The 26,757-nt window shown below is 62.7% G+C and carries 20 protein-coding genes and 1 pseudogene; 2 read left to right on the forward strand and 19 right to left on the reverse strand.

All coding sequences use genetic code 11. The features are described 5' to 3' along the window. Nucleotides 1-227 precede the first annotated feature (227 nt). The gene (locus BE0216_RS04650) at nucleotides 228-1,877 is read right to left on the reverse strand and encodes an ABC transporter substrate-binding protein (RefSeq protein WP_094636714.1); all 1,650 of its coding nucleotides are present in this window, start codon (nucleotides 1,875-1,877) and stop codon (nucleotides 228-230) included. Nucleotides 1,878-2,179: 302 nt separating this feature from the next. On the opposite strand from BE0216_RS04650, the gene BE0216_RS04655 reads away from it, so the two are divergent. After that, nucleotides 2,180-2,944: a type III pantothenate kinase gene (locus tag BE0216_RS04655; RefSeq protein ID WP_094636713.1), complete on the forward strand. Its 765-nt coding sequence runs from the start codon at nucleotides 2,180-2,182 to the stop codon at nucleotides 2,942-2,944. A gap of 21 nt (nucleotides 2,945-2,965) precedes the next feature. Here the strand turns inward: BE0216_RS04655 and BE0216_RS04660 are convergent, their stop codons facing one another. The 5 genes from BE0216_RS04660 to BE0216_RS04680 form a co-directional block, all read right to left on the reverse strand. Then, nucleotides 2,966-4,138 (reverse strand): ATP-binding protein, encoded by a 1,173-nt coding sequence (locus BE0216_RS04660; RefSeq protein WP_094636928.1) that lies wholly within the window; start codon nucleotides 4,136-4,138, stop codon nucleotides 2,966-2,968. Nucleotides 4,139-4,386: 248 nt separating this feature from the next. Further along, nucleotides 4,387-5,811 carry an ABC transporter substrate-binding protein gene (locus BE0216_RS04665; protein WP_094636712.1) on the reverse strand — a complete coding sequence of 475 codons (1,425 nt, stop codon included), beginning with the start codon at nucleotides 5,809-5,811 and terminating at the stop codon, nucleotides 4,387-4,389. Nucleotides 5,812-6,146: 335 nt separating this feature from the next. Further along, entirely contained in the window at nucleotides 6,147-7,508 is a 1,362-nt protein-coding gene (locus BE0216_RS04670) for an ATP-binding protein (RefSeq protein WP_094636711.1), read from the reverse strand. Nucleotides 7,509-7,802: 294 nt separating this feature from the next. After that, nucleotides 7,803-8,996, reverse strand: a complete 1,194-nt coding sequence (locus tag BE0216_RS04675; protein WP_094636710.1) for a glycoside hydrolase family 88 protein — start codon at nucleotides 8,994-8,996, stop codon at nucleotides 7,803-7,805. 240 nt (nucleotides 8,997-9,236) lie between these two features. Further along, nucleotides 9,237-11,312: a beta-galactosidase gene (locus BE0216_RS04680; protein ID WP_094636709.1), complete on the reverse strand. Its 2,076-nt coding sequence runs from the start codon at nucleotides 11,310-11,312 to the stop codon at nucleotides 9,237-9,239. Between the two features lie 217 nt (nucleotides 11,313-11,529). Here BE0216_RS04680 and BE0216_RS04685 point away from each other — a divergent pair, with 217 nt between their 5' ends. Next, nucleotides 11,530-12,543, forward strand: a complete 1,014-nt coding sequence (locus tag BE0216_RS04685; RefSeq protein ID WP_094636708.1) for a LacI family DNA-binding transcriptional regulator — start codon at nucleotides 11,530-11,532, stop codon at nucleotides 12,541-12,543. A 115-nt stretch (nucleotides 12,544-12,658) separates the two neighbouring features. Here BE0216_RS04685 and BE0216_RS04690 read toward each other — a convergent pair whose 3' ends face one another. The 13 genes and pseudogenes from BE0216_RS04690 to BE0216_RS04745 all read right to left on the reverse strand — a co-directional run bounded on the left by BE0216_RS04690 (nucleotide 12,659) and on the right by BE0216_RS04745 (nucleotide 26,757). Beyond that, a complete protein-coding gene (locus tag BE0216_RS04690) occupies nucleotides 12,659-13,531 on the reverse strand; it encodes a pseudouridine synthase (protein WP_193042832.1) in 873 nt (290 codons plus the stop codon). A gap of 232 nt (nucleotides 13,532-13,763) precedes the next feature. Next, the gene (gene glmS / locus BE0216_RS04695) at nucleotides 13,764-15,656 is read right to left on the reverse strand and encodes a glutamine--fructose-6-phosphate transaminase (isomerizing) (protein WP_094636706.1); all 1,893 of its coding nucleotides are present in this window, start codon (nucleotides 15,654-15,656) and stop codon (nucleotides 13,764-13,766) included. Between the two features lie 71 nt (nucleotides 15,657-15,727). Further along, nucleotides 15,728-16,510, reverse strand: coding sequence for an amino acid ABC transporter ATP-binding protein (locus tag BE0216_RS04700; RefSeq protein ID WP_094636705.1), 783 nt, complete (start codon nucleotides 16,508-16,510; stop codon nucleotides 15,728-15,730). A gap of 7 nt (nucleotides 16,511-16,517) precedes the next feature. Then, nucleotides 16,518-17,502: pseudogene (locus BE0216_RS04705) on the reverse strand (amino acid ABC transporter permease). A gap of 62 nt (nucleotides 17,503-17,564) precedes the next feature. Continuing rightward, nucleotides 17,565-18,497: an ABC transporter substrate-binding protein gene (locus tag BE0216_RS04710; protein WP_094636927.1), complete on the reverse strand. Its 933-nt coding sequence runs from the start codon at nucleotides 18,495-18,497 to the stop codon at nucleotides 17,565-17,567. Nucleotides 18,498-18,687: 190 nt separating this feature from the next. Further along, a complete protein-coding gene (gene smpB / locus BE0216_RS04715; RefSeq protein ID WP_072725048.1) occupies nucleotides 18,688-19,167 on the reverse strand; it encodes an SsrA-binding protein SmpB in 480 nt (159 codons plus the stop codon). Nucleotides 19,168-19,285: 118 nt separating this feature from the next. Then, on the reverse strand, nucleotides 19,286-20,689 hold the full coding sequence (locus tag BE0216_RS04720) for a CHAP domain-containing protein (protein WP_143249307.1): 1,404 nt from the start codon (nucleotides 20,687-20,689) through the stop codon (nucleotides 19,286-19,288). 63 nt (nucleotides 20,690-20,752) lie between these two features. Next, nucleotides 20,753-21,676, reverse strand: a complete 924-nt coding sequence (ftsX, locus tag BE0216_RS04725; RefSeq protein WP_094636704.1) for a permease-like cell division protein FtsX — start codon at nucleotides 21,674-21,676, stop codon at nucleotides 20,753-20,755. After that, nucleotides 21,673-22,959 carry a cell division ATP-binding protein FtsE gene (gene ftsE / locus BE0216_RS04730; protein WP_094636703.1) on the reverse strand — a complete coding sequence of 429 codons (1,287 nt, stop codon included), beginning with the start codon at nucleotides 22,957-22,959 and terminating at the stop codon, nucleotides 21,673-21,675. Before ftsE ends, ftsX begins: the two co-directional genes overlap by 4 nt. Nucleotides 22,960-23,007: 48 nt before the next feature. Continuing rightward, nucleotides 23,008-24,126, reverse strand: coding sequence for a peptide chain release factor 2 (gene prfB / locus BE0216_RS04735; RefSeq protein ID WP_094636702.1), 1,119 nt, complete (start codon nucleotides 24,124-24,126; stop codon nucleotides 23,008-23,010). 176 nt (nucleotides 24,127-24,302) lie between these two features. Further along, nucleotides 24,303-24,434, reverse strand: a complete 132-nt coding sequence (locus BE0216_RS12080) for a hypothetical protein (protein WP_264299045.1) — start codon at nucleotides 24,432-24,434, stop codon at nucleotides 24,303-24,305. Nucleotides 24,435-24,466: 32 nt separating this feature from the next. Further along, on the reverse strand, nucleotides 24,467-25,924 hold the full coding sequence (locus BE0216_RS04740; protein ID WP_226805702.1) for a 3'-5' exonuclease family protein: 1,458 nt from the start codon (nucleotides 25,922-25,924) through the stop codon (nucleotides 24,467-24,469). A 176-nt stretch (nucleotides 25,925-26,100) separates the two neighbouring features. After that, nucleotides 26,101-26,757 (reverse strand): peptide deformylase, encoded by a 657-nt coding sequence (locus tag BE0216_RS04745; protein WP_094636701.1) that lies wholly within the window; start codon nucleotides 26,755-26,757, stop codon nucleotides 26,101-26,103.

Below are 26,757 nucleotides of genomic sequence, written 5' to 3' on the forward strand. Positions count from 1 at the left end.
CCCGCCCTCGTCATGCTGAGCGGAGCGTAACGCAGTCGAAGCATCCCATCCGCGGGGATCCTTCGACTCCGCCCTTTGGGCTCCGCTCAGGATGGCAGGAGGAGGACACCCATCCATCCAGCGTGATGAACGGCCGCTTCCTCATATCCTGAATGGAAGCAGCCCGTGCATATCTCCGTCATCCTGAGCGGAGGGCACGGCCCGGAGTCGAAGGATCCCCACCACCGCTATTCGGTGTAGGTCACGTCGTACAGGGGCAGCAAGGTCTGGTTCATATTGAACGGGAATCCCTCCACGCCGTTGACCATGGCGGTGGTGATGCGGTAGTTGAACAGCCAGTCGGCGGGCGCGTCCTGGGAGACGAGCGCCGCGGCCTGAGCGAATTTGGCGTCACGCTCCTCGTCCGAGGTGGCGGCCACGCCCTCGGCGTACAAGCGCTGCACTTCGGCGTTGTCGTAGCCGTAGTAGTAGTCCGGGTCGGCCCACTGGTAGAAGTCGTGGCTTTCGTTGTGGTCCACCAGCGACAGGTCGTAGTCGTGGTTGGTGTACACGTCCTGCAGCCAGGTGGAGAATTCCACCACGTTCACCGTCAGTTCGATGCCGACCTCTTTGAGCTGCGAGCGCAGCTGGTCGCCCAGTTCGGTGCCGTAGGTGTTCGCGTAGGTGAGGGTGAGCTCCAGCGGATGATCGGTGGAGTATCCGGCTTCGGCGAGCAGCTCCTTGGCTTTGTCCACATCATGCGGGTACAGGTCGGTCAGGTCCTCGTAACCGGGGTCGAGGCTGGGGATCGGCCCGCCGAGCGCCGTGTCGGCGCCGCCGCGCGAGGCGATGAGCTCGTCGTGGTCGATGGCGTAGCGGATGGCCTGACGCACGCGCTGGTCGGAGGTCTTCTCGCCTTTCGAATTGAAGGCGAGCACGTACTTGTCGGTGCCGTCGCCGGCCTGCACGGTGTAGTGCTCGGAATCGGAGGCGAAGGGCTCGGCCAGGTTCTCGGTGATCGGCGCGAGCACCTGCACGTCGCCGGATTTGAGCGCGTTCACGGCCGCGTTGTCGTCGTTGTAGTATTTGACGACCACGGTCGGGGTTTTGGCCGTGTGCTCGCCCCAATAGTTCTCGTTGGCCGTCAGCGTGACGGAATCGTTGGCCACGAATTTCGACACCGTGTACGGGCCGGAGCCGACCGCTTCGGTTTTGGCGTCATAGTCGGCATCCTTGTCGAACACAAGGCCGGGGCGCCCGGTGAGGGTCCACAGCAGGTTCGAATTCGGTGCCTCCAGCGTGATGACCACGGTGTTCTCGCCGTCGGCGGTCACGGAGGTCACGCCGTCGAGCGCGTCGGCGTCATGGTACTGCTGGTCGATGAGCTCGTTGATCGACCAGGCCACATCCTCGGCTGTGAGCGCGTCGCCGTTGGAGAAGCTCATGTTCTCGTTCAGGGCGAAGGTGTAGGTCAGGCCGTCGTCGGAGACTTTCCAGCTTTTCGCGATGGCGGGCACGACCTGGTTGTCCGAGTCGCGGCCCACCAGCCCTTCGTACACGTTGCCGATGAGCAGCTGGTCGAGCGCGGAGCCGGACTGGTTGCGGATGTCGAGATTGGTGGGGGCGAGTTTCAGCCCGATGGTCACGGTGTCCGCGGTCTGCCCGGAGCCGGACGCCCCATCGTCGGATTTCCTGCCGAATACGGTTGCGCCGATGACGATCGCCACGACGGCGATGGCGGCGACCAGCGCCCACACCCACGCTTTGGGCCCGTGGTGCTGGTTCGGTGATTTCGCGCGCCCTTCCAGGGTCGCGTCGGTGCTGGCCCCGGCGGCCGGGGTTGTCTTCTGCTCTTCGGTTGCGTCGGCGTCGCCGTACGCACCATGATCGTGAGACATGGATCTCCCTTATGCAATTATGTGCGTTTCGTATCATGGTTGGCCGCCCGGATCGGGTCGTCCACCAAGGGATGAGTATAACGCTCACCATAGGCAGCGCACGGACGGCATGCCCGTTCCCGCCCGTGCGACCCTTTCGTGGGTCTCAAACGAACACGTTTTCGATGAAATCGCCGTGATTTCGCCAAATCGGGCGATGTGCGATTGTTCGCAACATGTTCGGGAAAGTCGCACGGCCGCAGATCTCACGGCGTTCCGTGCGAACCCTCCCGTATAATCGCATCCAACAAGGGAGGCAAATCATGCTCGTCGCAGTCGATATCGGCAACACCAACATCGTGCTCGGATTCCTGGATCGCGATGAGATCGTCGGCACCTACCGCATCACCACCAAAGCCGACCACACGTCGGACGAGTACGGTCTGATGCTTACGGAATTCCTCGCGATGAGCGGCTACGCTCCACACGATGTGGACGATGTGATCATCTGCTCGGTGGTACCCAAGGTGATGTACTCCTTCCGCGCGAGCATCGTCAAATTCCTCGAAATCGAACCGATGATCGTCGGCCCCGGCGTCAAAACCGGCATCAACGTGCGCGTCGACGATCCCAAGTCGCTGGGCGCGGACATTCTGGCGGGATGCGCCGGCGCGTACTTCACCTACGGCGGCCCCGCCCTGGTGGCGGATTTCGGCACCGCGACCACACTAATCTACGTGGACGGCAAGGGCACGATCACCAGCGGCGTCATCACCACCGGCGTGCGATCCGCCGCCGCCGCGCTGTGGGGGCAGACCGCGCAGCTTCCCGAAGTGGAGATCACCCGTCCGTCCTCCATCCTCGGCACCAACACGCGCGACTGCATGCAGGCCGGCCTGTATTACAGCACGCTTGGCGGCATCGAACGCATCATCGCCCAGTTCCGCGAGGAGATTGACGAACCGTTCCAGGTGATCGCCACCGGCGGCCTGGGGCGTATGTTCAACAACGATACGGATATGATCGACGTGTACGATCCCGACCTGATCTTCAAGGGCATGAAGCACATCCACGACCGCAACGCCTAGCTTGCGCTTCACCGCCGTCGATCATCGTGTCAGCCAATCGGCGGCGCTCACCACGTGAACACCCTTCGACTGGAAACTGTCGGCGACACGTGCCACCACATACCGTTCGTCTTCCGGGATGCCGAGTTGCGCGACCACAGTACCAAGGCTTTTCGCGAAACGGTCATGGTAGGTCTGACCAGACTTGATTTCGACCATCCGCGGGTGACGCATATCCGTATAGTCGAGAAGATCCACTTCGACTTTGCTGTCGTCTCGATAGAACATGAGTCGAGGTTCCCGGCCCTGGTTGAAATACCGCTTCATGGTTTCGGCAATGATCAGATTCTCGAACACCATGCCCAGATGCGGGGACACCAACAAATCCTCAAGAGCATCATATCCCAGCAGATGGCAGAGCAATCCGGTGTCATAGAAATACAATTTGGGGGTCTTGGTCAGCCTTTTACGGATATTGGCCGCATACGGCATCAAAGAGAAAGTGATGTAGCTAGATTCCAAAACAGACGTCCATGAACGAATGGTCGCCGCAGCGACCTCAAGTTCATTCGCCAATTTCGAGTAATTGACAAGATTGCCGGCATTCAACGCGCACAAACCAAGAAAACGGCGAAAAGCCGTAAGATTACGCACGTCCAGATACTCTCCGACATCACGCTCGATGTAGGTGTTGATGTAGTTGCCGAAGAACACGTCATATGGCATTCCCGTGTCGTACAACCGCGGATAGCCGCCACGCAGCATAAAGTCGTCGGAGGAAAGCGACGGCGAATCCCGCAGAGCCTCCTCATACGACAACGGCAACAACTTCAACAGTCCCACACGCCCGGCGAGCGATTGGGTGATGCTGTTGAGCAGCAGGAAATTCTGCGAGCCAGACAGCACATATTGCCCTACCGCACCACGTTCATCGGACACCACTTGAATCATCGAAAACAAATCGGGAACATGCTGGACCTCATCGAGGATGAGCTTTCCAGAACGATTCCGGATGAACCCCACTGGATCTTCCAAGGCGGCGGTGCGCAACTGGGGATCCTCGAGATTGAGGTATTCGTAATCCTTGAACACGCTTCTGACCAGCGTGGATTTTCCGCTCTGTCTGGGGCCTGTGACCGAAACCACAGGGAACCATTCAGAAAGCTGTTTCGCGCAATCAGCCAATATTCGAGGTATCATCGCCCATCCAGCCATTGTGCCCATAATCTGTAAGTAGACAATACCATAATTGATAAATAGAAATCACCATAATTAATAAGTAAAAACCACCATAATCTGCAAATAGCATTGAGATTCATCAGTAATTTCAACGTTTTTGGGATGTGAAGCCAGTTCGACCGCCCCAACTCGAGTCAGCCCGCCGCATCAATCGAATTGCCCCGTCTCCCGAACGCCCGTACCGTGAGTATCGACAAATCAGGCAAGACGAATCCGCCTTATAGTCACTGGATGGTGAAGCCCTGATTGAAGCCGTATTCCTCCAAGTCCTTCTGCCAAAGGGCGATGCCGTCGGCGAGGCTGATCTTCTCACCCGGGTGCTCCAACGATTCCAGCGGATCGCCATGACTGTCCGTCCGGCCCTGCTCGATGGCGTTTTCGCGCGCCTGATACGCGTGATAGGAGCTCGACCAGCGGTAGGCCCGCCCCACGGTGGATCTGAAGTCGCTGCGCGCGTACACCTCGAACGGCAGATACTGGTAGTCGGTGGAGACGTTCTCCGCCGCCTGCGCCAGCACCTCGTTGAACCGTTGTCCGCCGAAGTAGGCCACGTCGACGCCGCGCGAATCGCGGATGGTGGTTCTGCTCAAAAAGTCACGGCTGTTCAGGGTGGCGTTGTCCGCGGGGAAGGCGCCGCCGTCCACGCGCGTGGAGATGCCTTCGGTGCTGTGGGTGACGAATTCCACGAAACGGAACGCCGCATCGGGTTTGCGGGTCAGCTGCAGCACGGCCAGCGCGGAACCGCCGTTCTCGGCATTGGCGGGTTGGCCGTCCGGTGTGGGCATTTGGGTCACACGCCATAGGCCCGCGGTGCCGGGCACGTCGGCGAGCAGCAGCGAGGGCATCCACGCGCCGGAGAACACGGAGGCGATGGTGCCGTCGCCGATGCCTTCCTGCCAGTCGTCGGACCAGGTCTGCGAGCGCGTGTCGATCAGGTCCTCGTCGATCATTTTCTGCCAGAATTCGGTGAACGCCTGCACGCCCGGATCGTTCTCCAGATCAATGGTCACGGTTTTGCCGTCCGTGGAGGTATGGAAGGGCTGGCCGCCCGCCAACCAGACCATCGCGTCGTAGAAGCTGGCGTCGCCTGCGTCGGCGGCGATGTATACGCCGATCGCTTTGAGTTTTTTGGCGGCCTCATAGTAGTCATCCCAGGTTTTGATCTGCTCGGCGTCCACGCCGGCCTGGTCGAACACGTCTTTGTTGTAGAAGAACGCCATGGGGCCGGAGTCCATCGGCAGTCCGTACACGCGGTCGGCGAGCTGCACGGACGACCAGGTGCCCGGGGTGAAGAACTCGGAGTATCCGGAGGTCACACGGTCGGTGATGTCGAGCAGCTGGCCGGAGACCGCGTACTGCTGCAGGGCGAAGTATTCGAGCTGCACCACGTCGGGGGTGCCGTAGCCGTCCTGGATGGCCGTGTTGAGGTTGTCGTAGCCGCTGATGTCGGTGAGTTCCACGCGGATGTCGGGATTCGCCGCTTCGAACTGTTCGACCACGGCCGCCATGCTCGGCTCCCACGACCACACGTTGATCACGGTGCGGTTGTCGACCGCGGACGCGGCCCCGCAGCCCGCAAGGCAGACGGCGAGCGTGACGGCGGCGAGCGTCGTGGCCAGTCGTTTGAGTCTCCGTCCGATAATGCGCATGCCCTCGAGTCTACCCGGTGCCCCGGGCCGGCCTCTGCCCTCCGATCCGTTTCGCCTCAACCCGCACATACGGCATCCGAACGCCTCGATTACCTTCGGCACACACTTTATGAGCCTTGGACCCACTGTTTTTTACATTTTTATGAGCCTTGATGAGGACGAATCGCACACTTTTATGAGCCTTGAACTCCATCCATCCCACACTTTTCTGGACCTTGATATAAAAGTTCAACAAAAGACATTCCACAGCGAAAGTCGAAATCGCCCAGCAGACCGGATTTCACGAAGCTGATTTCGCAACAGTGAGACGCATCTCATCAGCCAAAAGCCGCTACCTACAGACAGAAGGCCATATACAGCGGCAGATACACGCGCCCGTCTTTGACGTCCATCTGCTTGGGGTGGACCACATATTGCACGCCGACGCGTTTGCCGAATTTCGCACCGAATCGATCCAATGACGTGGTGCCGTACTGGCGCGGGGATTTGACCTCAACCGGACTGACGCGCGGTTTCATCGCGGCGTCGGCATACGGACGGATGATTAGGAAGTCGATTTCCATGCGTTCCTCGTTCCCCTTTTGCCCCGATTGGGTGTAGAAGAACAACTTGTGCCCGTTGGCCCGCAGCATCTGAGCCACAATGTTCTCCGTGAGCATGCCCTCATTCAGCCCGATGTCACCGCGAAGCACGGCACGATACACATTTTCGTCGGTTGTCGCGCCGTCGGCGAACGCCAAGGACACCAACAGTCCGGTGTCCGCCATATAGCATTTGAGCGATGTCTGTTCCATACTGAGCGACAGCCCCACAGAGGGATCGGCGCAGGCGAAACAGAGGTTGGCGATACGGGCATCGGCCAACCAGAAGAAGGATTCCTCGTAATCACGCATGCGAGCGCTTTTGCCCAACGAGCTTAACGAGAACCGCTTCTCATGCTTGGAGAGTTGCCCCGGAATCCCGTCGAGCACGGAGGCGACTTTGAATTCATATCCACGCGCGAACCTTGCCACATCGTTGCGGTAGAGCTCGAGAATGCGCCGTTTGCTGGCATCCACAGGGGCGAACTTCCGCTGTTCGACGTAGATGCTCACGGGATCCGGCATGCCTCCGACCAGCATGTATTCTCGCAGCAGCCCCATCGCACGTCGATGCAATCCGTCAGGCAGCGGTTGCGACGCCGCGAACTGGCGACGAATAAGGTCTGCGAGCTGTCGTTGCCCCATCGCCCACAGGAATTCCTCAAAGTCCATCGGATTCAGATCCATGGACTCCTCTTCCGAAGGAATGACGATATCTTGGACGTTCTGCCTGATGGATAGCAGCGAGCCGGTTTCGATGTAATCGAAACGACCATCCGCAACCAGATATTTGATCAACCCACGCGCTTCGGGGAACATCTGCACTTCGTCGAACACCACCAACGTGTCCCGCTCATACAATTCGACGCCATAGTATGTCGACAGGTAAAGGAACAGCGTGTCCAAATCCGTGCGATAGTCGCGGAAATACTGACGCACCTCCTCGGTGGCCTGGAAGAAATCGATGAATAGGCACGAACGGTATTCCTGTTTGCCGAATTGGGCGACCAACGTGCTCTTGCCCACACGACGCGCCCCCTCCACCATCAGAGCTGTTTTGCCATGACTGGTGTTTTTCCACTCCACCAACCGTTGATACGCCTTACGTTCCAGCATGCCCCACCTCACCACCAACACGAAATGCAGAACTTTACACCTCTAAGGATACACGAAATGCAGAACTTCAGTAGACGTTTTTCGCACGAAATGCAGAACTTTGACATCCGGATTTCACACGATATCCCGAACTTCAGCACACAAGGCGACATCAACGACGTGAATCACACATTCCCAAAAGCAAGAACCGCGCATGTCATTCCGAGCGAAGCGAAGCGGAGTCGAGGAATCTCAACAGCACGTGAGATCCCTCGACTCCGCTCGGGATAACAAGGGGAACAGTCGGACGGGAGGCTAGTCGGCGTCCCACAGGCGCATGGCTTTGCCGGCCAGGCGCAGCACGGCTTCGACGTAATAGTAGTCGCCATACACCATGGGCACCTCGCGGTCCGGTTCGCTGTGGTACGAGCCGGAGCAGCACCGCACCAAGCCGTCATGCGCGGGATCCCAGTCACACCATTCGGCTTCCACGGCCTTGAGGATGCGCACGGCCCAGCGCGCGTACAGCGCGCTCTCCAACTCCGGCACCTGCTCGGCGACCTCCATCAAACCGCAGGCGGCGATCACCGCCGCCAACGCGTCCCGATACTCCGGTTCGGCGGGCTGGCGGAAGTCGATGGGCGTCAGGTCGCCGCTCAGCGCCACATTGGCGCAGAAATAGTGCGCCACACGCTTGGCGGCGTCCAGATACCGGCCCTCGCCGCTGTTGCGGGCGGCGAGCGCGAATCCGTAGATCGCCCACGCCTGCCCGCGCGTCCAAGCCGATCCGGACTCGTAGCCCTGGCCGCCGGGGTTGTCTTCGAACTCGCCGGTCAGCGGGTCGAAGCACACGATGTGGCTGCAGGAGCCGTCGGGGCGCACCACATGCTCCAACAGGGTGTCCGCGTGCATGGTCGCCACCTGCGCGTAGCGGGGGTCGTCGGTCTCGCGCGTGGCCCAGAACAGTAGCGGGATGTTCATCATCGAGTCGATGATGGCCCACCCCTCGCGCCCCCGCTCGTTCCACGCGCGCAGGAAGCGACCGACCGGGTTGAAGCGGCCGGCCAAGAGGCCGGCGGCATGCAGGCCGCGGGTGCGGGACCGCTCGTCGCCGGTGGCGCGCCAGTCGGCCACGGCCGAGAGCAGCCATATGAAGCCGGCGTCGTGGTCGGTGTCGTTGTCGTCGAACACGCGGTCGAGCTTGGCCTCCACGCCTCGCGCCGGCGCGGTGTACGCCTCGTCGCCGGTGGCGTGGCGCATCTGCCAGAGGATCCCCGGCCAAAAGCCGTTCGTCCACCATCGAATGAAGGTCTCGTCCTCGAATTCGCGGTATAGCCCATCCTGCGCGATATAGGGGATTCTGTCGCCGACGCGGTCGCGTTCGGCGGCGAATTTCGCAGCGAGTTTGGGCAGTTGCGCCTCGGCCCACGCACGGTCGTCGCCGCCGATGAGGTCGCTGATGTTCGCGGCGGCGTGCCGATTCGTGGATGTGATGTGTTCGCAGGTCATGCCGATCCTCCCTGATGACGGCGTGATGATATGGCGATATTGGACCTCGTTCGGATCGACTCGCGGTTTCATCGCGGTACAACCCGAGCATACGCTCTACGTTTCGGCGTATTCCACCTCGGCGTCGCACGAAATCACGAGCTTCGGAGCATACGCCCGCGCAAACCGACGCGGGAGCTGCCCGTGTGGGACATCATCCTGCGTCGGTTTGCGCGGGGATCCGTGGAGGAAGGCGACGCGTCAGCGCTTGAGCACCAGCACGCCGTTGGGTGAGATCTCGGCGGTGCCGGAGGCTTCGTCGACTTGCGCCAGAGAGGCGACCATCGGCTCGCCTTCGACATCGACCTTCACCGTCTCGTGGGTGCGGTTGAACAGGAAGACGAAGCGACGCTCGCCGCTTTCGTCCGCTCGCTCCACGCGCAACACCTTGCCGCAGTCGGGACCGTCGGCGGCGATGCCCAGCTCTTCCAGCAGCGTCGGCAGGGTTTTGGCCAGGCCCTCACGGCCCAGGCGGGCACCGACGTACACGGCCTTGCCGTCGCCGCACGCGTTGACGGTGATCGCGGGAGCGCCGTTCATACCGGTCCACGAATCGGCCTGGAAGGTGGCGAGCACACGCGTCGACCCGTCCACAGACGCGATCACATCGGCGAAATCATGCGCTTCGGTGCCATTGCTCAGCCTCAGGCTTGCCATCGCGCCCGGCTGGTCCGTGCCCAACGGCACGAACTCCTCGACGCGCACGCCGACCACATCGCGGATGGAACCGGGATACCCGCCCAGCCAGATGTGGTCCTTCTCGTCAGCCAAACCGGTGTAATAGGTCACGAACAGCTTGCCGCCGTTGGCCACATAGTCGCGCACACGACGCGAGGTCCCCTCGGAGAGGATGTACAGGCTGGGCAGCACCACGGCCTCATACTGGTCCCAATCGCCCCGCACCGGCACCACGTCGGCGGTCAGGCCGTTGTCGGCCAGCGCGCGGAACCAGTCGAGCGGCTCGGTCCAGTGACGCACCTGCTGGCTGGGGGTGGCGGTGTGTTCGGTGCCCCACTGCGATTCGTAGTCGAACACCAGCGCGACCTTGGATTTGACCAATGCGGTGCCAAGCAGACCCTGGTCGGCAAGCAGGTTCAGGTCGGCGCCCAATTCGCACACGTCGCGGAACACCTGCGAGTCGGCACCGGCGTGCGGCACCATCGAGGAATGCCACTTCTCCGCGCCCGCCTTGGACTGCCGCCACTGGAAGTAGCAGATCGCGTCCGCGCCCATGGCCAGATGCGCCAGAGAGTCGCGCACCAGCTCGCCGGGTTCGCAACGGTAGTTGATCGGCCGCCAGTTCACCGCGGAGGTGGAGTGCTCCATCAGGAACCACGGCTGCTTGCGGGCGATGCCGTCGCATAGGGAGGCGGAGTACGCCAGCTCGTCGAGATGCGCCTCGCCGGGAGAGAAGTAGTGGTCGTTGGAGACGAAGTCGACGTCGTAGCCCCACTTGTCGTAGTCAAGGCCGGTGCCGCCCGCGGAGACCATGAAGTTCGTGGTCTGCGGGCGGGGTGCGATTTCCTGCACCGCGTCACGTTCGGCGCGGTACAGGTCGAGCAGCGCGTCGGAGCTGAAACGCTTCCAATCGAGCAGTTTGCCGGGGTTCATGAAGTTGCCGTCGCCGATGTAGCGCGGCGGGATGATTTCGGAGAAATCGTTCATGCGCTGCGCCCAGAACGCGGTGCCCCAGGCGTCGTTCACCGCGTCGATGGTGCCGTAGCGCTTCTCGCACCACTCACGGAAGGCGCGCTCGGCGTCCTCGGAGTAGTCGAACCGGTTGTGGCAGCCGTATTCGTTGTTGATATGCCAGGCCACCACATAAGGATTGTCCTTGTAATGTTCGGCCATGGCGCGGCATAGGCGCAGCGCGTACTCGCGGTACACCGGGCTGGTGGGGCGGTAATGCTGGCGCGCACCCGGCTGGCAGACTTCGCCGCGGTCGTTGACCCACAGCACCTCCGGATGGGCCTGGGTGAGCCACATCGGCGGCGAGGCGGTGCCCGAGGCGAGGTCGACGGCGACGCCCGCCTTGCCGAGCTTGTCGATCACACGGTCGAGCCAGTCGAAGTCGTAGACGCCTTCTTCCGGTTCGAGTTTGGCCCACGAGAAAATGCCGACGGAGACGAAATTGACCCCGGCCCGACGCATCAGCTCGATGTCCTCGTCCCAGACCTCCTCCGGCCACTGGTCGGGGTTGTAGTCGCCGCCGTACCAGATGCGGGGCTGCTGCCCTTCAAGCGGCTGAGGCCATTGGAATCGTGTGCGTTCTGCCATAGCTGTCCTTTGCGTGATGTCTCCCGCACAACCTCGTTGGATGCGGGCGGCATATGGGAACCGATCATGCGATGGCCCCATCACCTGTTCAAAATGTTTGCGTTATCATAATAGCATCATGATGGACAATACATGCGCATAAACCACCGTCGCAGAGTCAAACAAATCTTCTACAATGGTAACGAAAACACCAACGCTGATTCGTGGAGCAGACACTATGGAACGTACATCACAGGCCTCACTGCAGGATGTCGCCAAAGAGGCCGGAGTCTCCGCGCAGACCGTGTCCCGCGTGGCCAACGGCAGCGACGCGGTGCGCCCCCAGACCCGACAACGCGTGCAGATGGCCATGAAGAAACTGGGGTACCGCCCCAACTATGCCGCCCGCGCACTCAAACATGGGCGTTTCAACGACATCGGAGTCGTACTGTTTGACCTGACCTCCTATGGCAACGCTCGTATTCTCAACGGCATCGCCACCACCGCCGACGACAACGACTATTCGGTCACCGTGCAGACCATGAAGCACGGACCGGAGCGCACGCTCAAAACAGCCATCGAACGCATGAAGCAGCAGCCGGTGGATGGCGTGATCGTGGTGCTGGAGGAGATGATCATCGATTTCACCACCTTCACACCTCCCAAGGAACTGCCGGTCGTGCTGGTCACCGAGGGCCCGTCCGACAACTGCCCAACCATCGATGCCGACCAGTATGGCTGCTCCACCGCGATCGTCGATTTCCTGCTGAGCAAAGGCCACCGCACGGTCTACCACATCTGCGGCCCCTCATCCTCACGCGCGGCCGAAAGCCGCCTCAAAGGCTGGAGTGACGCGCTCGAACAGGTCGGAGCGCGTGTGCCGTCGATGTATGTGGGCGATTGGGAGGCCGACAGCGGATACCAGGCCGGCCTCGCCCTGGCCCATGATCCCGAATGCACGGCGGTCTACGCCGCCAACGATCAGATGGCCTACGGGGTGATCTGCGGATTGGAGGCCGCCGGCAAACGCGTGCCGGAGGATGTGAGTGTGATCGGCGTCGACGATTCGCTGGTCGGCATGGTGCCCCGCCTCAATCTCACCACCATGCGCATGCGCTTCGACCGTATCGGCAGTGAGGCTTTCGCCATGATCCGCCGCCAATGCGAAGGCGAGAAGGTGCCCGTCGGCGTCAAAACGGTGATTCCGCCCGAACTCGTCGAACGCGGATCCGTACGCGACATCAGCGCCTAGTCCACCGTCCCGAGTGGAACGCCACCCTACCGTCATCCGGAGCGGAACGAAGTGGAGTCGAAGGATCTCCAACGTCACCTCACCAGATCCTTCGACTCCGGCCACCGGCCTCCGCTCAGGATGACGAAGAACACGCCGCTAGCGGGACGCGCGAGACGAAGTCACGCGGCTCGCCGGTGATGGGGTCGGTGAATTCCAAGCGGCGGGCCACCAGTTCCAGCGGCTGGCTGAAGTCATCGTAGGCGCGCTCGATGATACGTGGGTAGAAGTCATCGCCGAGAATCGGCAGTCCCAGCGAGTTCATATGCACGCGCAGCTGATGCGTTTTGCCTGTGCGAGGATGCAGCACATACCGGCAGACCGGTGCGTGATTTTCCGCCGGCATACAGCGTCTTATGCCAACGCCGCCAACCATGCCAGCGACACCGGAACCGACGCCTCTATCGGAACGGCCGTCTCCGTCGCACTCCCCCGACGCGTCTGAACGACGCACGAACGCCATGCCGTCGCGTTCGATCAGGGTCTCCGCGTTCACGACGCCCGGCTCCTCATATGCCTGCAGGATGCCGCGATCCTTGGTGATATGCGAGCGGCGCAGCAGCGGGAACGGCCGGGGCGGCTCAAGCCGCGTCACCGTGCCGAAGCGCGGCGTCGCCACCGGACGGCATGCCGCCAGACATTCATAGGTTTTGACCGCCTGCCGGTTCTGGAACAGCATCTGATACGCGCCGCGCGCCGCGGGATCGCGCACAAACACCACCACGCCGGCCGTGAGCCGGTCCAACCGATGCGCCGGAACGATATCCGGCTCGTCATACCGCTCGCGCAACCGAATCAGCGCCGTCTCGCGATACCACATGCCGCGCGGAGTCGTCGCCAGAAAATGCGGCTTGTCCACGACGATGATCCGCTCATCCTCGTACAACACCTCGCATTCAAACGGAATCCGAGGCTCCTCAACCACATACCGATGTCGTTTCCCAACCATCACATCACCCATTCGTCTCAGCGAAACGAGCGGGCACCAAGCGCCTAACGCCGCCAATCTCCGTAAGACTCTTCACCTAACGAGCAGACGTCCGGCATATTCCGTTCACGGGTGTAAGGCTTGGCCCAAGCGGCCTGGAGCGATCCCGCGAATGGAATATGCCGGACGTCTGCGGACACCGCACTGTCAGACACTATACGGACGAACACTGCAAACAGCGGCAATCCACGGATTACTCGACTGTGACGGACTTGGCGAGGTTGCGCGGCTTGTCCACGTCGTAGCCCTTGAGCTTGGCCATATCCATGGCGAAGATCTGCAACGGCACCACATCCACCAAGGGGCTCAGGAGAGTCGGGCATTCGGGACGCCAGAACACCACGTCCGCATAGCGCTCCACATCCTTGTCGCCACGCTCCGCCACGGCGATGATGTAGGCGCCGCGGGCCTTGACCTCTTCGATGCCGGACAGCACTTTGGCATGCAGCACGTCGCGGCCGTGCGAGGGCGGCACGATGAACACCACGGGCTCGCCTTCGTCCACCAGGGCGATCGGCCCGTGCTTGAGCTCTCCGGCGGCGAATCCTTCGGTGAAGGTGTAGGCGATCTCCTTGAGTTTGAGCGCGCCCTCCATCGCCACGGGATAGCCTACATGGCGGCCGAGGAACAGGAAGGAATGCGCGTCGACCATATCGGCGGCGGCCTCGTGCACGGCGGTCATCTGCGTGTCGAGGATCCACTGGATTTTGGCGGGCATGTCCTTGAGCGCGTCGAGGATCTGACGGATCTCGTCGCGGAACATCGCGCCTTTGACCTGCGCGAGATACAGTCCCAGCAGATAGGAGGCGGTGACCTGCGCGACGAAGGCCTTCGTGGAGGCGACGGCCACTTCGGGACCGGCGTGCGTGTAGAGCACCGCGTCGGATTCGCGCGGGATCGAAGCGCCCTGCGTATTGCAGATGGCCAGCACTTTGGAGCCTTGTTCGCGGGCGTGGCGCAGGGCCATCAGCGTATCCATCGTCTCGCCGGACTGCGAGATCGCCACCACCAGCGTGCGCGGGGTCAGGATCGGATCGCGGTAGCGGAATTCGTGGGCGAGCTCCACCTCCACGGGCACGCGCACCCAATGCTCGATGGCGTATTTGGCCACCTGCCCGGCGTAGGCGGCGGTGCCGCAGGCGATGACGATGATCTTGTCGATGGATTTGAAGTCGTGGTCGTCGATGCGCACCTCGTCGAGGGTGATGTCGCCGCGCTCGTCGAAGCGTCCCAACAGCGTGCGCTGCACGGCGGCCGGATCCTCATGGATCTCCTTGTCCATGAACGAGTCCCAACCGCCCTTCTCGGCGGCCGAGGCGTCCCAATCCACGGTGTAGGTGGCGGGATTCTCGATCACGTTGCCGTAGAAGTCGTTCACCACCACGTTCTCGGCAGACACGCACACGCACTGGTCCTGTCCCACTTCGAGCGCGTGTTTGGTGTAGGCGACGAACGCGGCCACATCGGAGCCGAGGAAGTTCTCGCCTTCGCCCAGGCCCACCACCAGCGGCGAATCGTGGCGAGCGCCCACGACGATGCCGGGCTGACGGCAGTCGGTCGCCAGAATGGTGAACGCGCCTTCGAGCATGCGGGCCATGCGGCGCACCGCCTTGAACAGGTCGGGCTTGCCTTCTTCGGCGATGATCGCATCCACGATTTTGCCGAGCAGTTTGGCGGCCACTTCGGTGTCGGTTTTGGAGGCGAAGCGGTAGCCTTCGGCCTGCAGATCGAGTCGCAGTTGCGAGGCGTTTTCGATGATGCCGTTGTGGATGATCGCGACTTTGCCGTCGCGGCTGGTGTGCGGATGCGCGTTCACGTCGGAGGGCACGCCGTTGGTGGCCCAACGCGTGTGGCCGATCGCCACGGTGGCCTGCGGCATCGGGCGGCGTTCGATGTCTTCGGTGAGATTGGCCAGCCGTCCGGCCTTCTTGCGCACTTCGACATGGTCCATGCCGGGGGCGGTCAGCGCCACGCCGGCCGAGTCGTATCCGCGGTATTCCAATCGGGCCAGTCCCTGGAGGCACACCTCAAGCGGCTTGTCGCACGCGGTTTCCAGATTTCCTGCATATCCAACGATTCCACACATAGCTCTTCAGCCTAACCGATGGTGATGTCACGCTCCGTTACCGACCCGCTTCTGCGCACATCCCTTACGCGTCACAGAACGTGCTGAAGGAAGTCCTTGAAACGGGGTTCGCGGGGCGCGTCGATGATTTCGGGACCGCCCTGCTCCACCACCACGCCGTCGGCCATGAACACGACCTGGTCGGCGACCTCGCGGGCGAAACCGATCTCGTGCGTCACGCACACCATCGTCATACCGTCTTTGGCGAGCGACTGCATCACGGCCAGCACCTCGCCCACCAGTTCGGGATCCAGCGCCGAGGTAGGTTCGTCGAACAGCATGATGTCGGGCTTCATGGCCAGCGCACGCGCAATGGCCACACGCTGCTGCTGCCCGCCGGAGAGCTCCATCGGATAGTAGTCGGCGCGGTCGGCCAGTCCGACCCGTTCGAGTTCGGCGAGCGCGAGGGCGCGGGCCTCGGATTTGTTCATATGCCGCACATGCACCGGCGCTTCCATCACGTTCTCCAACGCGGTCATATGCGGGAAGAGATTGAATTTCTGGAACACCATGCCGAGTTTGGCGCGTTGGGCGGCGACCTGCTTGTCGTCCAGCGTCTGCAGCACACGCCGGCCGCCGCGTTCGACCCACGCGTAGCCGATCAGTTCGCCTTCCACCTCAATGGTGCCGCCGGTGAGTGTTTCCAACTGGTTGATCAGGCGCAGGAAGGTGGATTTGCCAGAACCCGACGGTCCGAGGATCACGGTGACGGTGCCGGGCATCACGGTCAGGTCCACGCCTTTGAGCACGTGGGTCGAGCCGAAGGCCTTATGCACCTGCTTGGCGACGATGGCGGGTGTTGTTGCGCTCATCATGGTCTCCTTACGCGTTCAATCCGACCATGGTGGCCTGGTTGATCTTGCTGACGTCATCCTTCGGCTCGCCGTCCGTTTTGCCGGGCAGCGGCGTGCGCTTGCCTTTGGCACCCATGGCCCGTGCGTTGAAGCCCTTGCCGAAGTGCTTTTCGAGCTGGGCCTGGATGATCATCAGAATCGAGGTGATGAGCAGATACCAGATGCAGGCCACGATGAGCAGCGGAATCGGCTTGTAGATGCGGTTGGCTATGGCGTTGGTGGCGAATTGCAATTCCAGCGTGAACGGCACGGCCAGCACCAGCGAGGTGGTTTTGAGCATGCCGATCGTCTCGTTGCCGGTGGGCGGGATGATGATGCGCATGGCCTGCGGCAGCACCACGCGCCGCATGATCAAAGTGCGGTTCATGCCCAACGCTTTCGCGGCCTCGGTTTGGCCGGGGTCGATGGCATCGATACCGGCTCGCACGATTTCGGAAAGATAGGCAGCTTCGTTGAGCGCCAGTCCGATCCAGGCGGCGTTGAACGCGGTGACCACCACCGAGGAGTCGATACTCCAGAATTCAACCGAGGTGAAGGGGATGCCAAGGCTGAGTTTGGGCACGAGCACGGAGAACAGTCCCCAGAAGACCAGCTGCGTGTAGACCGGGGTGCCGCGGAAGAACCAGATGAAGAACCAACTTACTCCGCGCAGCACCGGATTGAGCGATTTGCGCATGACGGCGAGGATCACCGAAAGCACCACGGCCGCCACCATGGAGAGCACAGTGAGCCAAAGCGTGTATCCGATGCCTGTGAGCACGTTCTCGTTGAACAGGTACTTCCACACCGTCGGCCAGTCGAGCCGCGGATTGGTGATCAGTCCATGGATGAGCATCGCGGCGAGCAGCGCCACGATCACCCCCCGCCACCAGCGGACCGGGACGACGCACGGGCAACGCTTGGATGCGGTTGGGGATGTTCAGCTCCTCACCGTCGGATTGCGGCTTTGTCATAGCTCTCCTTTGCGTGTCTCACACGGGTAGATCGCCGCGATTGCGAACGGATATTGAATTACTTACTGCTCGATATCCGTGGGATTGATCTCGGCTTTGTCGATGGCGCCGGAGCTCACGCCCCAGTGGTCGAGAATCTGGGCGTACACGCCGTCGTCCATCAGTTTCTGCATGGCTTTCTGCATAGCTTCGGCGGTGGCGGTATCGCCTTTGGCGATGGCGATGCCCTGCTTGATGACGCCGACGTCTTCGCCCAGCGCCTCGAGCTGGCCGTCGGTCTGCGAGATCGCATAGCCGGCGATCGGGGAATCGGCATAGAAGGCGACCGCCTTGCCGGTGACGACGTTCGTGGTCACATCGGTCTGTTGTTTGGAGGAGAGGATCTCGATTTTGGAGTCGGCCGGGCACTGTTCGTTGGCCGCGTTGATTTCCTCCTCCTGCGTGGTGCCGGTCTGCACGGCGATTTTCAGCCCGCACAGATTGGCGGAGTCGAAGTCCTTGGGATTGCCGGCGGGAACGACCCAGGTCGATCCGGCTTTGTAGTAGCTCACGAAATCCACGGCTTCCATGCGCTCGGGGGTGATGGTGAAGGAGCTCATGCCGACGTCCACTTTGGAGCCGACCGAAGGGATGATCGTGTCGAAGGTGGAGATGACATCCTCCACCTCCATGCCGAGCACCATGCCCAAGGCGCGGCTCAGGTCCACATCGTAGCCGACCGGAGTCCTGCCGTCCTCGGCCAGGAATTCAGCCGGCGCGTACGAGGTCTCCATACCGAAGGTGAGCTTGCCGTCGGAGGTCACCGATTCGGGCAGCAGGGCGGCGATATCGTCGTCCTTCTCGATGGACGACACGTCGAAGCTTTCGATTGTGGCGGACGACCCATCGGCGTCGGCAGCCGACTCATCGGTGGTGCCGCATGCGACGACGGACAGCAGCATGGCGGTGCCGGCGACCAACGCCGCCAGCGATTTCAGGTTCTTCATGGTTCGCATCATTCTCTCTCATTCTCGCCCAGTCGGACCATTGGGCATACGGACAGCACGATACGGGCTCCGTGCTACGAATCCGTTAATTCATCCTATGCCGACTTGCACCCCACCCGGCATCCTGAGCGAAGCGCAACACTCCCCCGTCATCCTGAGCGGAGGCGGAGCCGGAGTCGAAGGATCCCCATTCACAAGTTCAGCGCGAGCGCTTGTTGGCGTAGCGCATGGCGCGCAGGGCCTCGCGCTTGTCCTGCTCCTCGCGCAGGGCCTGGCGCTTGTCGAATTCGCGCTTGCCTCGCGCCAGTGCGATCTCGACCTTGGCGCGACCGTCTTTGAAGTACAGGCTCAACGGCACGATCGTGTAACCTTTGGCCTCGGATTGGCGCGCGAGTTTGGCGATCTGCTGGGCGTGCAGCAGCAGCTTGCGCTTGCGCTTGGGCGCGTGGTTGTTCCACGTGCCGTTGAAGTATTCGGGGATGTTGGCGCCTTCCATCCAGATCTCCCCGCGGCGGTCGATGGTGATGAACGCCTCGGCCAACGAGGCGCGTCCCTCACGCAACGATTTGACTTCGGTGCCGGTGAGCACCAGACCGGCCTCGTAACGGTCCTCGATGGCGTAGTCGTGCCGCGCCTTCTTGTTCTGCGCAATCGGCTTCACGCCTTGTTCCTTCGCCATCGGGTCCTCCTTTCGCCCATGCCGCTCCCACTGGCATCGAACGACACTATCACAAAACGCGCCGCCCGGATATCGGGCAGCGCGTTGAGCGAACGGTTCGCAAGAGCCAGGCTTCGGGTCAGTGCACGAACCAGTACTGGCCGTTGTTGGTCAGAGTGCGGTAGTGCATGATCCAGGGGCCGCCCCAGTTCATTTCGGAGATCAGGAAAGTGCCGTCGCTGTACACGGCCTCCACCACGGCCACATGGCCAAAAACGCCGTCGGCGCCGTCCTGTCCGGGCAAGAAGGAGAGCGCGGCGCCTACTTGGGGATTGTGGTCCACTCGCAGGCCGTAGCTCGGCGCGGTTCTATACCATTCGCCGCCGTTGCCCAAATAGGAGGGCGTGCCGATGCCCATCTGGCGGCGGCGTTCGTACGCCCAGTATGTGCACTGGCCGGCATAGTAGGCGTTGCCGTAATCGCCATTGCTGGTGCCCTGGCCACTGCTGCTGGTGCCGGCGGAGCCGCTGCTGGCGCTGCCGCTGGAGCTGCCGGAGCTGCTGCTTCCTGTGCCGCTTGTCGCATTGCCGCCGGTGCTGCCGCCAGTGCTGCCACTGGTATTGCCACCGCTGGTGGTGCCTTGGGTGCCGCCATTGACCGTGCCGGACGCCGCAGCCTGCTCCTGCTGCCACTGGCGGTTGTAGGAGTCGATCTGCGACTGCAGCAGCACGGTTTGCGCGGCCTGCTGGGCCGCTTCGCTGTCCAGCTGGTCCTGCATGCTTTCCAGTTCGGCGCGCTGTTCCTCGCCCTGCTGGCGCAGCGCGTCCAGTTCGTCGCGCTCCTGCTGGGCCGTGGTGGCGGCAGTCTGCGCGGTCGCGGCCTTCTCGTCGGCCTTGGTCTTCAGTTCGCTGATCTGCTTTTCGATGGCGGCAAGGCGTTCGCTGCGGTTCATCGACGTATTCAACGTCTCCGCTGCGGATGAGGCGGCGTTCGCCTCATTGCGCGAGAGCGCGTCGCGCGACTGCATCGAGTTGATGAACTCCTCGGTGCTGGTGGAGCCGGTGACCACGCTCATCAGATCCGAGGCGTCGGATCCGTGCATGTCCTCGCGGGCCAGCTGGGCCACGGCCGCATGCGCGTCATCGTAGTCCTCGCCGGTCTGCTCGATCTGCGCCTCGAGCTCTTCCTTATCCTTCTGGGCGGCGGCGAGACGCTCGGCGGCGGCATCGGCCTCGGATTGGGCGGAGGCGGCGTCCTCGTTCGCCTGGGTGACCTTCTCCTGCGCGGCGGGGATCTGCGTGTTGGTCAGATTGTCCAGTTGGATGATCTTCTCCGCGAGTTCCTCGTTCACGCCGGCGAGCTGTTCGCGCAGTTCGGCCTCGCGCTGGGCGCTGGAGGCATGCTGGTTCTGCGCGTTGACCAGATCGCTGTAGGTGTCGGCCTGCGCTTCAGGCGCCGGAGACATCAACAGTCCGGCCATGCATAAACCGGCGGTGGCTATGACGGCGGCGGCCGAACGAGTCACGCGGGACCAGCTGTTCATCGGCACGGTTTTCCTTTCCTCGACGACGGGCATCACCATATCATGCTTTTCTGGGAGCCTGGATCAGGTCTTGAGATAGCGGCGTAGCGAGACCGTCGAAGCGATGATCGACAGCAGGATCGCGCCGAGGATCAGGAACGGCGAGATCATCAGCACGGTCATCTGGTTCACGTAGGGAATCCAGCTGATGGATTCCGCCAGCCATCCCTCGACGAACACGCGCACGATCACCGACAGCATCAGGCAGGAGAGTACGGATCCCACCAGCGAGGCCAGCACGCCCTCCAACACGAAAGGCATGCGGATCGTCCAGTTCGAGGCGCCGACCAGGCGCATGATCTCCGTTTCGGTCCGGCGCGAGGCGGCGGACATGCGGATCGTCGTGCCGGTGAGCATGATGGCGACCAGCACCATCACTGCGGCCAAACCGATGGTGACGGCGGTGGCGCGGTTGAGCACGGCGAACACCGGTTCGAAGATCTGTCGCTGGTCGGTCACCTCCTCAACGCCGTCCCGGCTGGACAGCACCTCGGAGACGATCTGGTATTTCTCGGGGTCGCTGAGTTTGAGCCACAGCGAATCCTGCATATCGTCCGCGGTGAGCGTGCGTCCCTGGTATTCGCCGTTCGGGTACTGCTGGGTGAAGGTGTCGTCGTAGAATTCCTGCTTGCTCACATAGGTGATGTCCTCGACCACGTCCGAAAGCTCGTCGCGGATGGTCTGCTGCAGTTCGTTGATCTCGGAGGCCGTCGGAGAGACTCCCGACGCGCAGTTCGCCGACTGGCTGGTGCCGTCCGGGCACAGCCAGACCACGACCTCGACCTTGTCGTACCAGTCGCCCTTCGCTTTGACGATCTGCGCCTGCGTGAGCACGGCCGCGCCGATGAACACAAAGGAGATGAAGGTGACCAGCATCACCGACAGGATCATCGGAACATTGCGCTTCAGGCTGGTCCAGGTCTCCGACAGGATAAAACGCATTCTCATGACTGCTGCTCCTCGTTCTGTGCGCTACGGGTGGCGGCGGACGGCGGCATCGGCGGGGCCGGCGGCGCGGGAGGAAGAGGCGCCGCGGCGGGTGCGGCCGGCGCGGGCGGTTCGGACACGGACATCTCAGACATGGCCATCTCAGGCACGGCTATTTCAGGCACGGCCACGTCGGGCACCGACAGGCCGATCCCGTCGGCCGCAGGTGTTTCGGACGCAAGCGCTTCATCCGCGGGCGGTTCGACCGACGCCGGTTCGACCGCAGGAGTTTCAACCGCAGGAGTTTCAGCCGCCGACGGGAATCCGGAACCGCCCTCCTGCGTGTTCTGGTATTCGTCGAGCTTCAGTCCCTTGCCCCAGGTCAGGGTGTCCTCCAGCGGCGCGAACGCCTCGCCGTAACGTCCTGTACGGCCGGAATGCATGGAGTTGGCCAGACGGGCGATGCCCTCGTCGCGCTCGTGGCCCGGCTGCGCGACCATCGCCGCATCGCCTTCGATGACGGCGGCCGCAGGTGCGGTTTCGACCGCCGCGGCTCGTTCGGATTCCATCACCTTGACGGCGTTGGCCTCCACTTGGGAATCGGGGAAGAACAGCGCGGAATCGTATGAGCCATGGGCCTCGTCGCGCACGATCTTGCCGCCATGCAGCTCCACCACGCGTTTGCGCATCGAATTGACGATCTCCTCGTTATGCGTGGCCATCACAATGGTGGTGCCGGTGCGGTTGATCGCGTCCAGCACCTCCATAATGCCCAACGAGGTGGTCGGGTCGAGGTTGCCGGTGGGCTCGTCGGCCAGCAGGATCTGCGGATGGTTCACATACGCGCGGGCGATGGCCACGCGCTGCTGCTCTCCGCCGGACAGCTCGTGCGGATAGCTGCTCTCCTTGCCGGTCAGTCCCACCGTGGCCAGCACCTTCGGCACCAGCGATTTGACGGCGGAACGTCGGGTGCCGAGCACCTCCAGCGCGAACGCCACGTTCTGCCACACGGTTTTGTTGTTGAGCAGCTTGTAGTCCTGGAACACGAAGCCGATGGAACGGCGGTACTGCGGCACCTGACGGTCGGAGATGCGGCGCAGGTCGTTGCCCGCCACGCGGATCTCGCCGTCGGTGGCCTCCTCCTCGCGCAACAGCAGGCTCAACAGCGTGGTTTTGCCGGAGCCTGAGGCACCGACCAGGAACACGAAGTCCCCGCGTTCGATATCCAAGTCGATGGTATCGAGCGCGGGGCGGGTGCCCTTGGGATAGATCTTGCTCACCTGATTCAGCGAGATGAGTGCCATGGTTCTCCTTCCGTGCGCTCCTTCGGGAGCCGCGGGCATGCCTTGGGTTTAGTCCTCGGCGGCGCGGCGCTGTTCGTGACGCCAGCGGATGCCAGCCTCGATGAACGCGTCGATATCGCCGTCGAACACGGCCTGGGTCTGACTGGTTTCGTGGCCGGTGCGCAGATCCTTGACCATCTGGTAGGGGTGCAGCACATAGGAACGCATCTGGTCGCCCCAGCTGGCCTTGATATCGCCGGCGAGCTCCTTCTTCTTCTTCGCCTCCTCCTCATGGCGCAGCACCAGCAGTCGCGACTGCAGCACGGCCATGGCGGCGGCGCGGTTCTGGATCTGCGAGCGCTCGTCCTGCATGGTCACGACGATGCCGGTGGGAAGGTGGGTGATGCGCACGGCCGAGTAGGTCGTGTTCACGCCCTGGCCGCCGGGACCGGAGGCGCAGTAGGTGTCCACGCGGATCTCGGTGTCGGGGATCTCGATATGGTCGGTCGCCTCGACGAGCGGTACCACTTCGACGGCGGCGAAGCTGGTCTGGCGGCGGCCCTGGTTGTCGAAGGGCGAGATGCGCACCAGGCGGTGGGTGCCGCCCTCCACGCTCAGGCGGCCGTAGGCGTAGGGCGCGTCCACCTGGAAGGTGGCGGACTTGATGCCGGCCTCCTCGGCGTACGAGGTGTCCATCACCTTGGCTTTGAAGCCGTTGCGCTCGCACCAGCGCAGGTACATGCGCAGCAGCATCTGCGCGAAGTCGGCGGCGTCCACACCACCGGCGCCGGAGCGGATGGTCACCACCGCGGAACGCTCGTCGTATTCGCCGTCGAGCAGCGTCTGGATCTCCATGGAGTCGAGATCCGCCTGGATGCGGCCGATCTCCTCCTGCGCTTCGGCGAGCGTGTCGGCGTCGGACTCCTCACGTCCGAGTTCGACGAGCGTCTCCACATCGTCGATACGCTGCACGGCCGAATTGAGCCGCTTAAGCTGCGATTCGGCGGCGGAGAGCTTGCTGGTCACCTTCTGCGCGTTCTCGGGGTTGTCCCACAGTCCGGGGGCTGCGGCCTGCGCCTCGAGATCCTTGATCTCGGCCGTCAGCCGGTCCAAGTCCAACGCCTTGGCGATGGATTCGTACTTGGCGCGCGCGTCGGCGACCGCCTGGGAAAAATCAAATTCTGCCATCGTTCTTACCTTACCTATATCACTTATGAAAAGTTGGGATTACGTCGTCCACCTCAGATTCCACACATATCGCTCCGATGGGAACGCTCCATGCTCCTTGGCCGGCGCGGCCGCGAACCCGCCGCTTGGTTTCCGGTGGAGAGGTCCCGCAGGATATGCGAAGGACGCGCGAGACGTCAAAGGCTCGCGTAAATCGCCGGAATCACCAAAGACACCAGCATGGCCGCGGCTATGACGATGCACACCGCGCGCACGACGGTGCGGCGGCGCCGGTCGCGCTGCTCTCGCTGGCTCTGGTATTCACTCACGGGCACCAGTGTAACCACACCCCGTCCCAGCGCTACCAGCGGCGGCGGCCGCAGGCTTTACCGCCGACACCGGGCCTGCCGCCCGCGCCCCATGGGCCTTTGCCCTCGCGCTTGAGGTCGGCGAGGTGGCGCTTCATCGCCACGAGCATAATATGCGCGTCCTCCAATCCCAAATGCCGCTCGGCTCGCGCCGGATCGAGCGATCCTTGGCGTTTGGCGTAGGCTTCGAGCGTGTTGTCGCCGTATGGATGATTCTCGTCGGGCGTGGATCCGGGATCCCATTGCCGGCTCATCGGCAGCGTGTCGATGATGGTGACGCGTCCGGCGCGGTAGGCCTCCGCGTATCCGGCCACGTTGAGCATGAAGAAGTTGTGCTCGAAGGTGGCGTTGTGCGCCACGTACGGCTGTTGGGTCAGGCGGGCGAGCAGGCCGGTCTGTGCTTCGGGCCATTCGTCGAACAGCCGGTACTCCCCCGTGCCGCGTTCACGCACGTCGATGCCGGTCAGGTCTCGGATCAGCGCATTGCCGTGCCGCGCGTTGGCCTTCGTCACGCCGAAGCTCAGCCGCGCCTGCCCGTAGGCGTCGCCGGCATCGTAGTACGGCTGCTCGTAGATATGGGCCGTCGTAGCGTCGGCCGGGCGCGGCGAGGCCATGTTCATGAATTCGAAACCGACGTCGATGATGTACGCGCGCGCCGGATCGGTGCCGGTGGTTTCGATGTCGACGCCCATCACCGTGTCCACGTCACGGCCGGGCAGGTAGACGTCGCGCCAGTCGCTGGACTTGGCGGCGGGCGAGGCTGCGTTCCCGGGCACAGGCGGGGATGCGAACGCGCCGCCCGGCGATGCCGCGCCGGACAGGTTGGCCCGAGTCATGCCTGCCGCGCCGGACTCGCGTTGGATCCGCTGCGCTTTGCGGCGCTCGGCGCGCGCGTTGAGGATCTGGGCGGTGCGGTCCTGAATCTCCTCCAAGCCGACGGAGTCTTCCCCATCGGAGGATTCCCCGGCATCAGCCGCATTGGACGGCCGTTCGGCAGGCGCTTTCAGCACCGGTACGGTGGCGCGCCCCTGCCGCTCGTAACGCACCTGCCACAATCCGTCGGCCACACCGCGGTCGAGCAGCAGATCGATCTCATCGTTCAGGCGGCGGTTCGCGTAGGCGAGCGCGCGCGGCAGACGGTACGAGGCGACCAGCCGATCGAAGTCGGTCATGAACGAGGTGCTCGTCTGCGCGAGAATCGCCTCCACACGGTCACGCACCGCGTAATCGCGTTTCAGCAGGGCGTGGGCGTTCTGCTGAGGGTTGTCCACGGCGTCCAATCCCACACCGATGCCGCCCACCAGATCAAGCGAGCGCACCCACTGCCAGTCGACCGGCCGTCCGTCGGCGTCCTTGGGGCAGACCAACGCCCACTGGTCGATATCCGCCTTGGCCTGTTCCAGCCATTCCGATACCGCCTGGTTCCGCCGCCCATCCGCTGTCTGCATCATGCACGATATCGTAACCCACCGGTCCGGACGCAGGAGCGCATCGCGGAAACGTCGTGCCTTTCGCACTTGCACGGACGGTGTGCGAAGGACATGACGTTTCCCGATAAGAAAACGTCGTCGATTTCGCACACCATCCATGCACGTGCGAAGTCGACGACGCTACGGGTTAACGCGGTCTACAGTTCGAAGCCGAGTTCCGCGGCCGCCTCGGTGGGGACGGGATCGTGGCACCAATAGTCTTCGAGGTTCTCGTAAGTGGTCAGGGATCGAATCTCGGCCTTGTCGATGTAGAGTTCGCCGCTGAGATGGTCGGTTTCGTGCTGGAAGATGCGCGCCGGCCAGCCGTGCAGGTGCTCCGTATGGTGCTGGCCCTCCTCGTCGTCCCATTCCGCGGTGATATCGAGCCAGCGCCTGCGTACGGCCTGATACCCGTCGAAGCTCAGGCAGCCCTCATAGAAGCTGCGGGTCTCCGTGCCGATCGGCGTATACGACGGATTGATAAGCACGCGGAAGGGGAATTCGGCGGTTTCGCGCGGATCGCCCTCATCCTCCTCGCGCACGTGGTCCTCGATCACGGCGAGTGACAGTCCCAGACCGATCTGCGTGGCGGCCAACCCCACACCGGGCGCCTCCAGCATGGTGACGCGCATCGTTTCGATCAGCTTGGCCAACGTGCGTTTGCTCAACTGGCCCGTATACGGCACGGTGGCTTGGCGCAGCACAGGCTCGCCGGCTTGCACGATGGGCAGGATCTGATCCTTGCCGCCGGCTCTGATGAGCTGTTCCACATCGCGGTTGAGAGCGAGGTCGACTTTGCTGTTCCTACCAAACAT

It is taken from the genome of Bifidobacterium eulemuris (assembly GCF_014898155.1).
GTDB classification, from domain to species: domain Bacteria; phylum Actinomycetota; class Actinomycetes; order Actinomycetales; family Bifidobacteriaceae; genus Bifidobacterium; species Bifidobacterium eulemuris.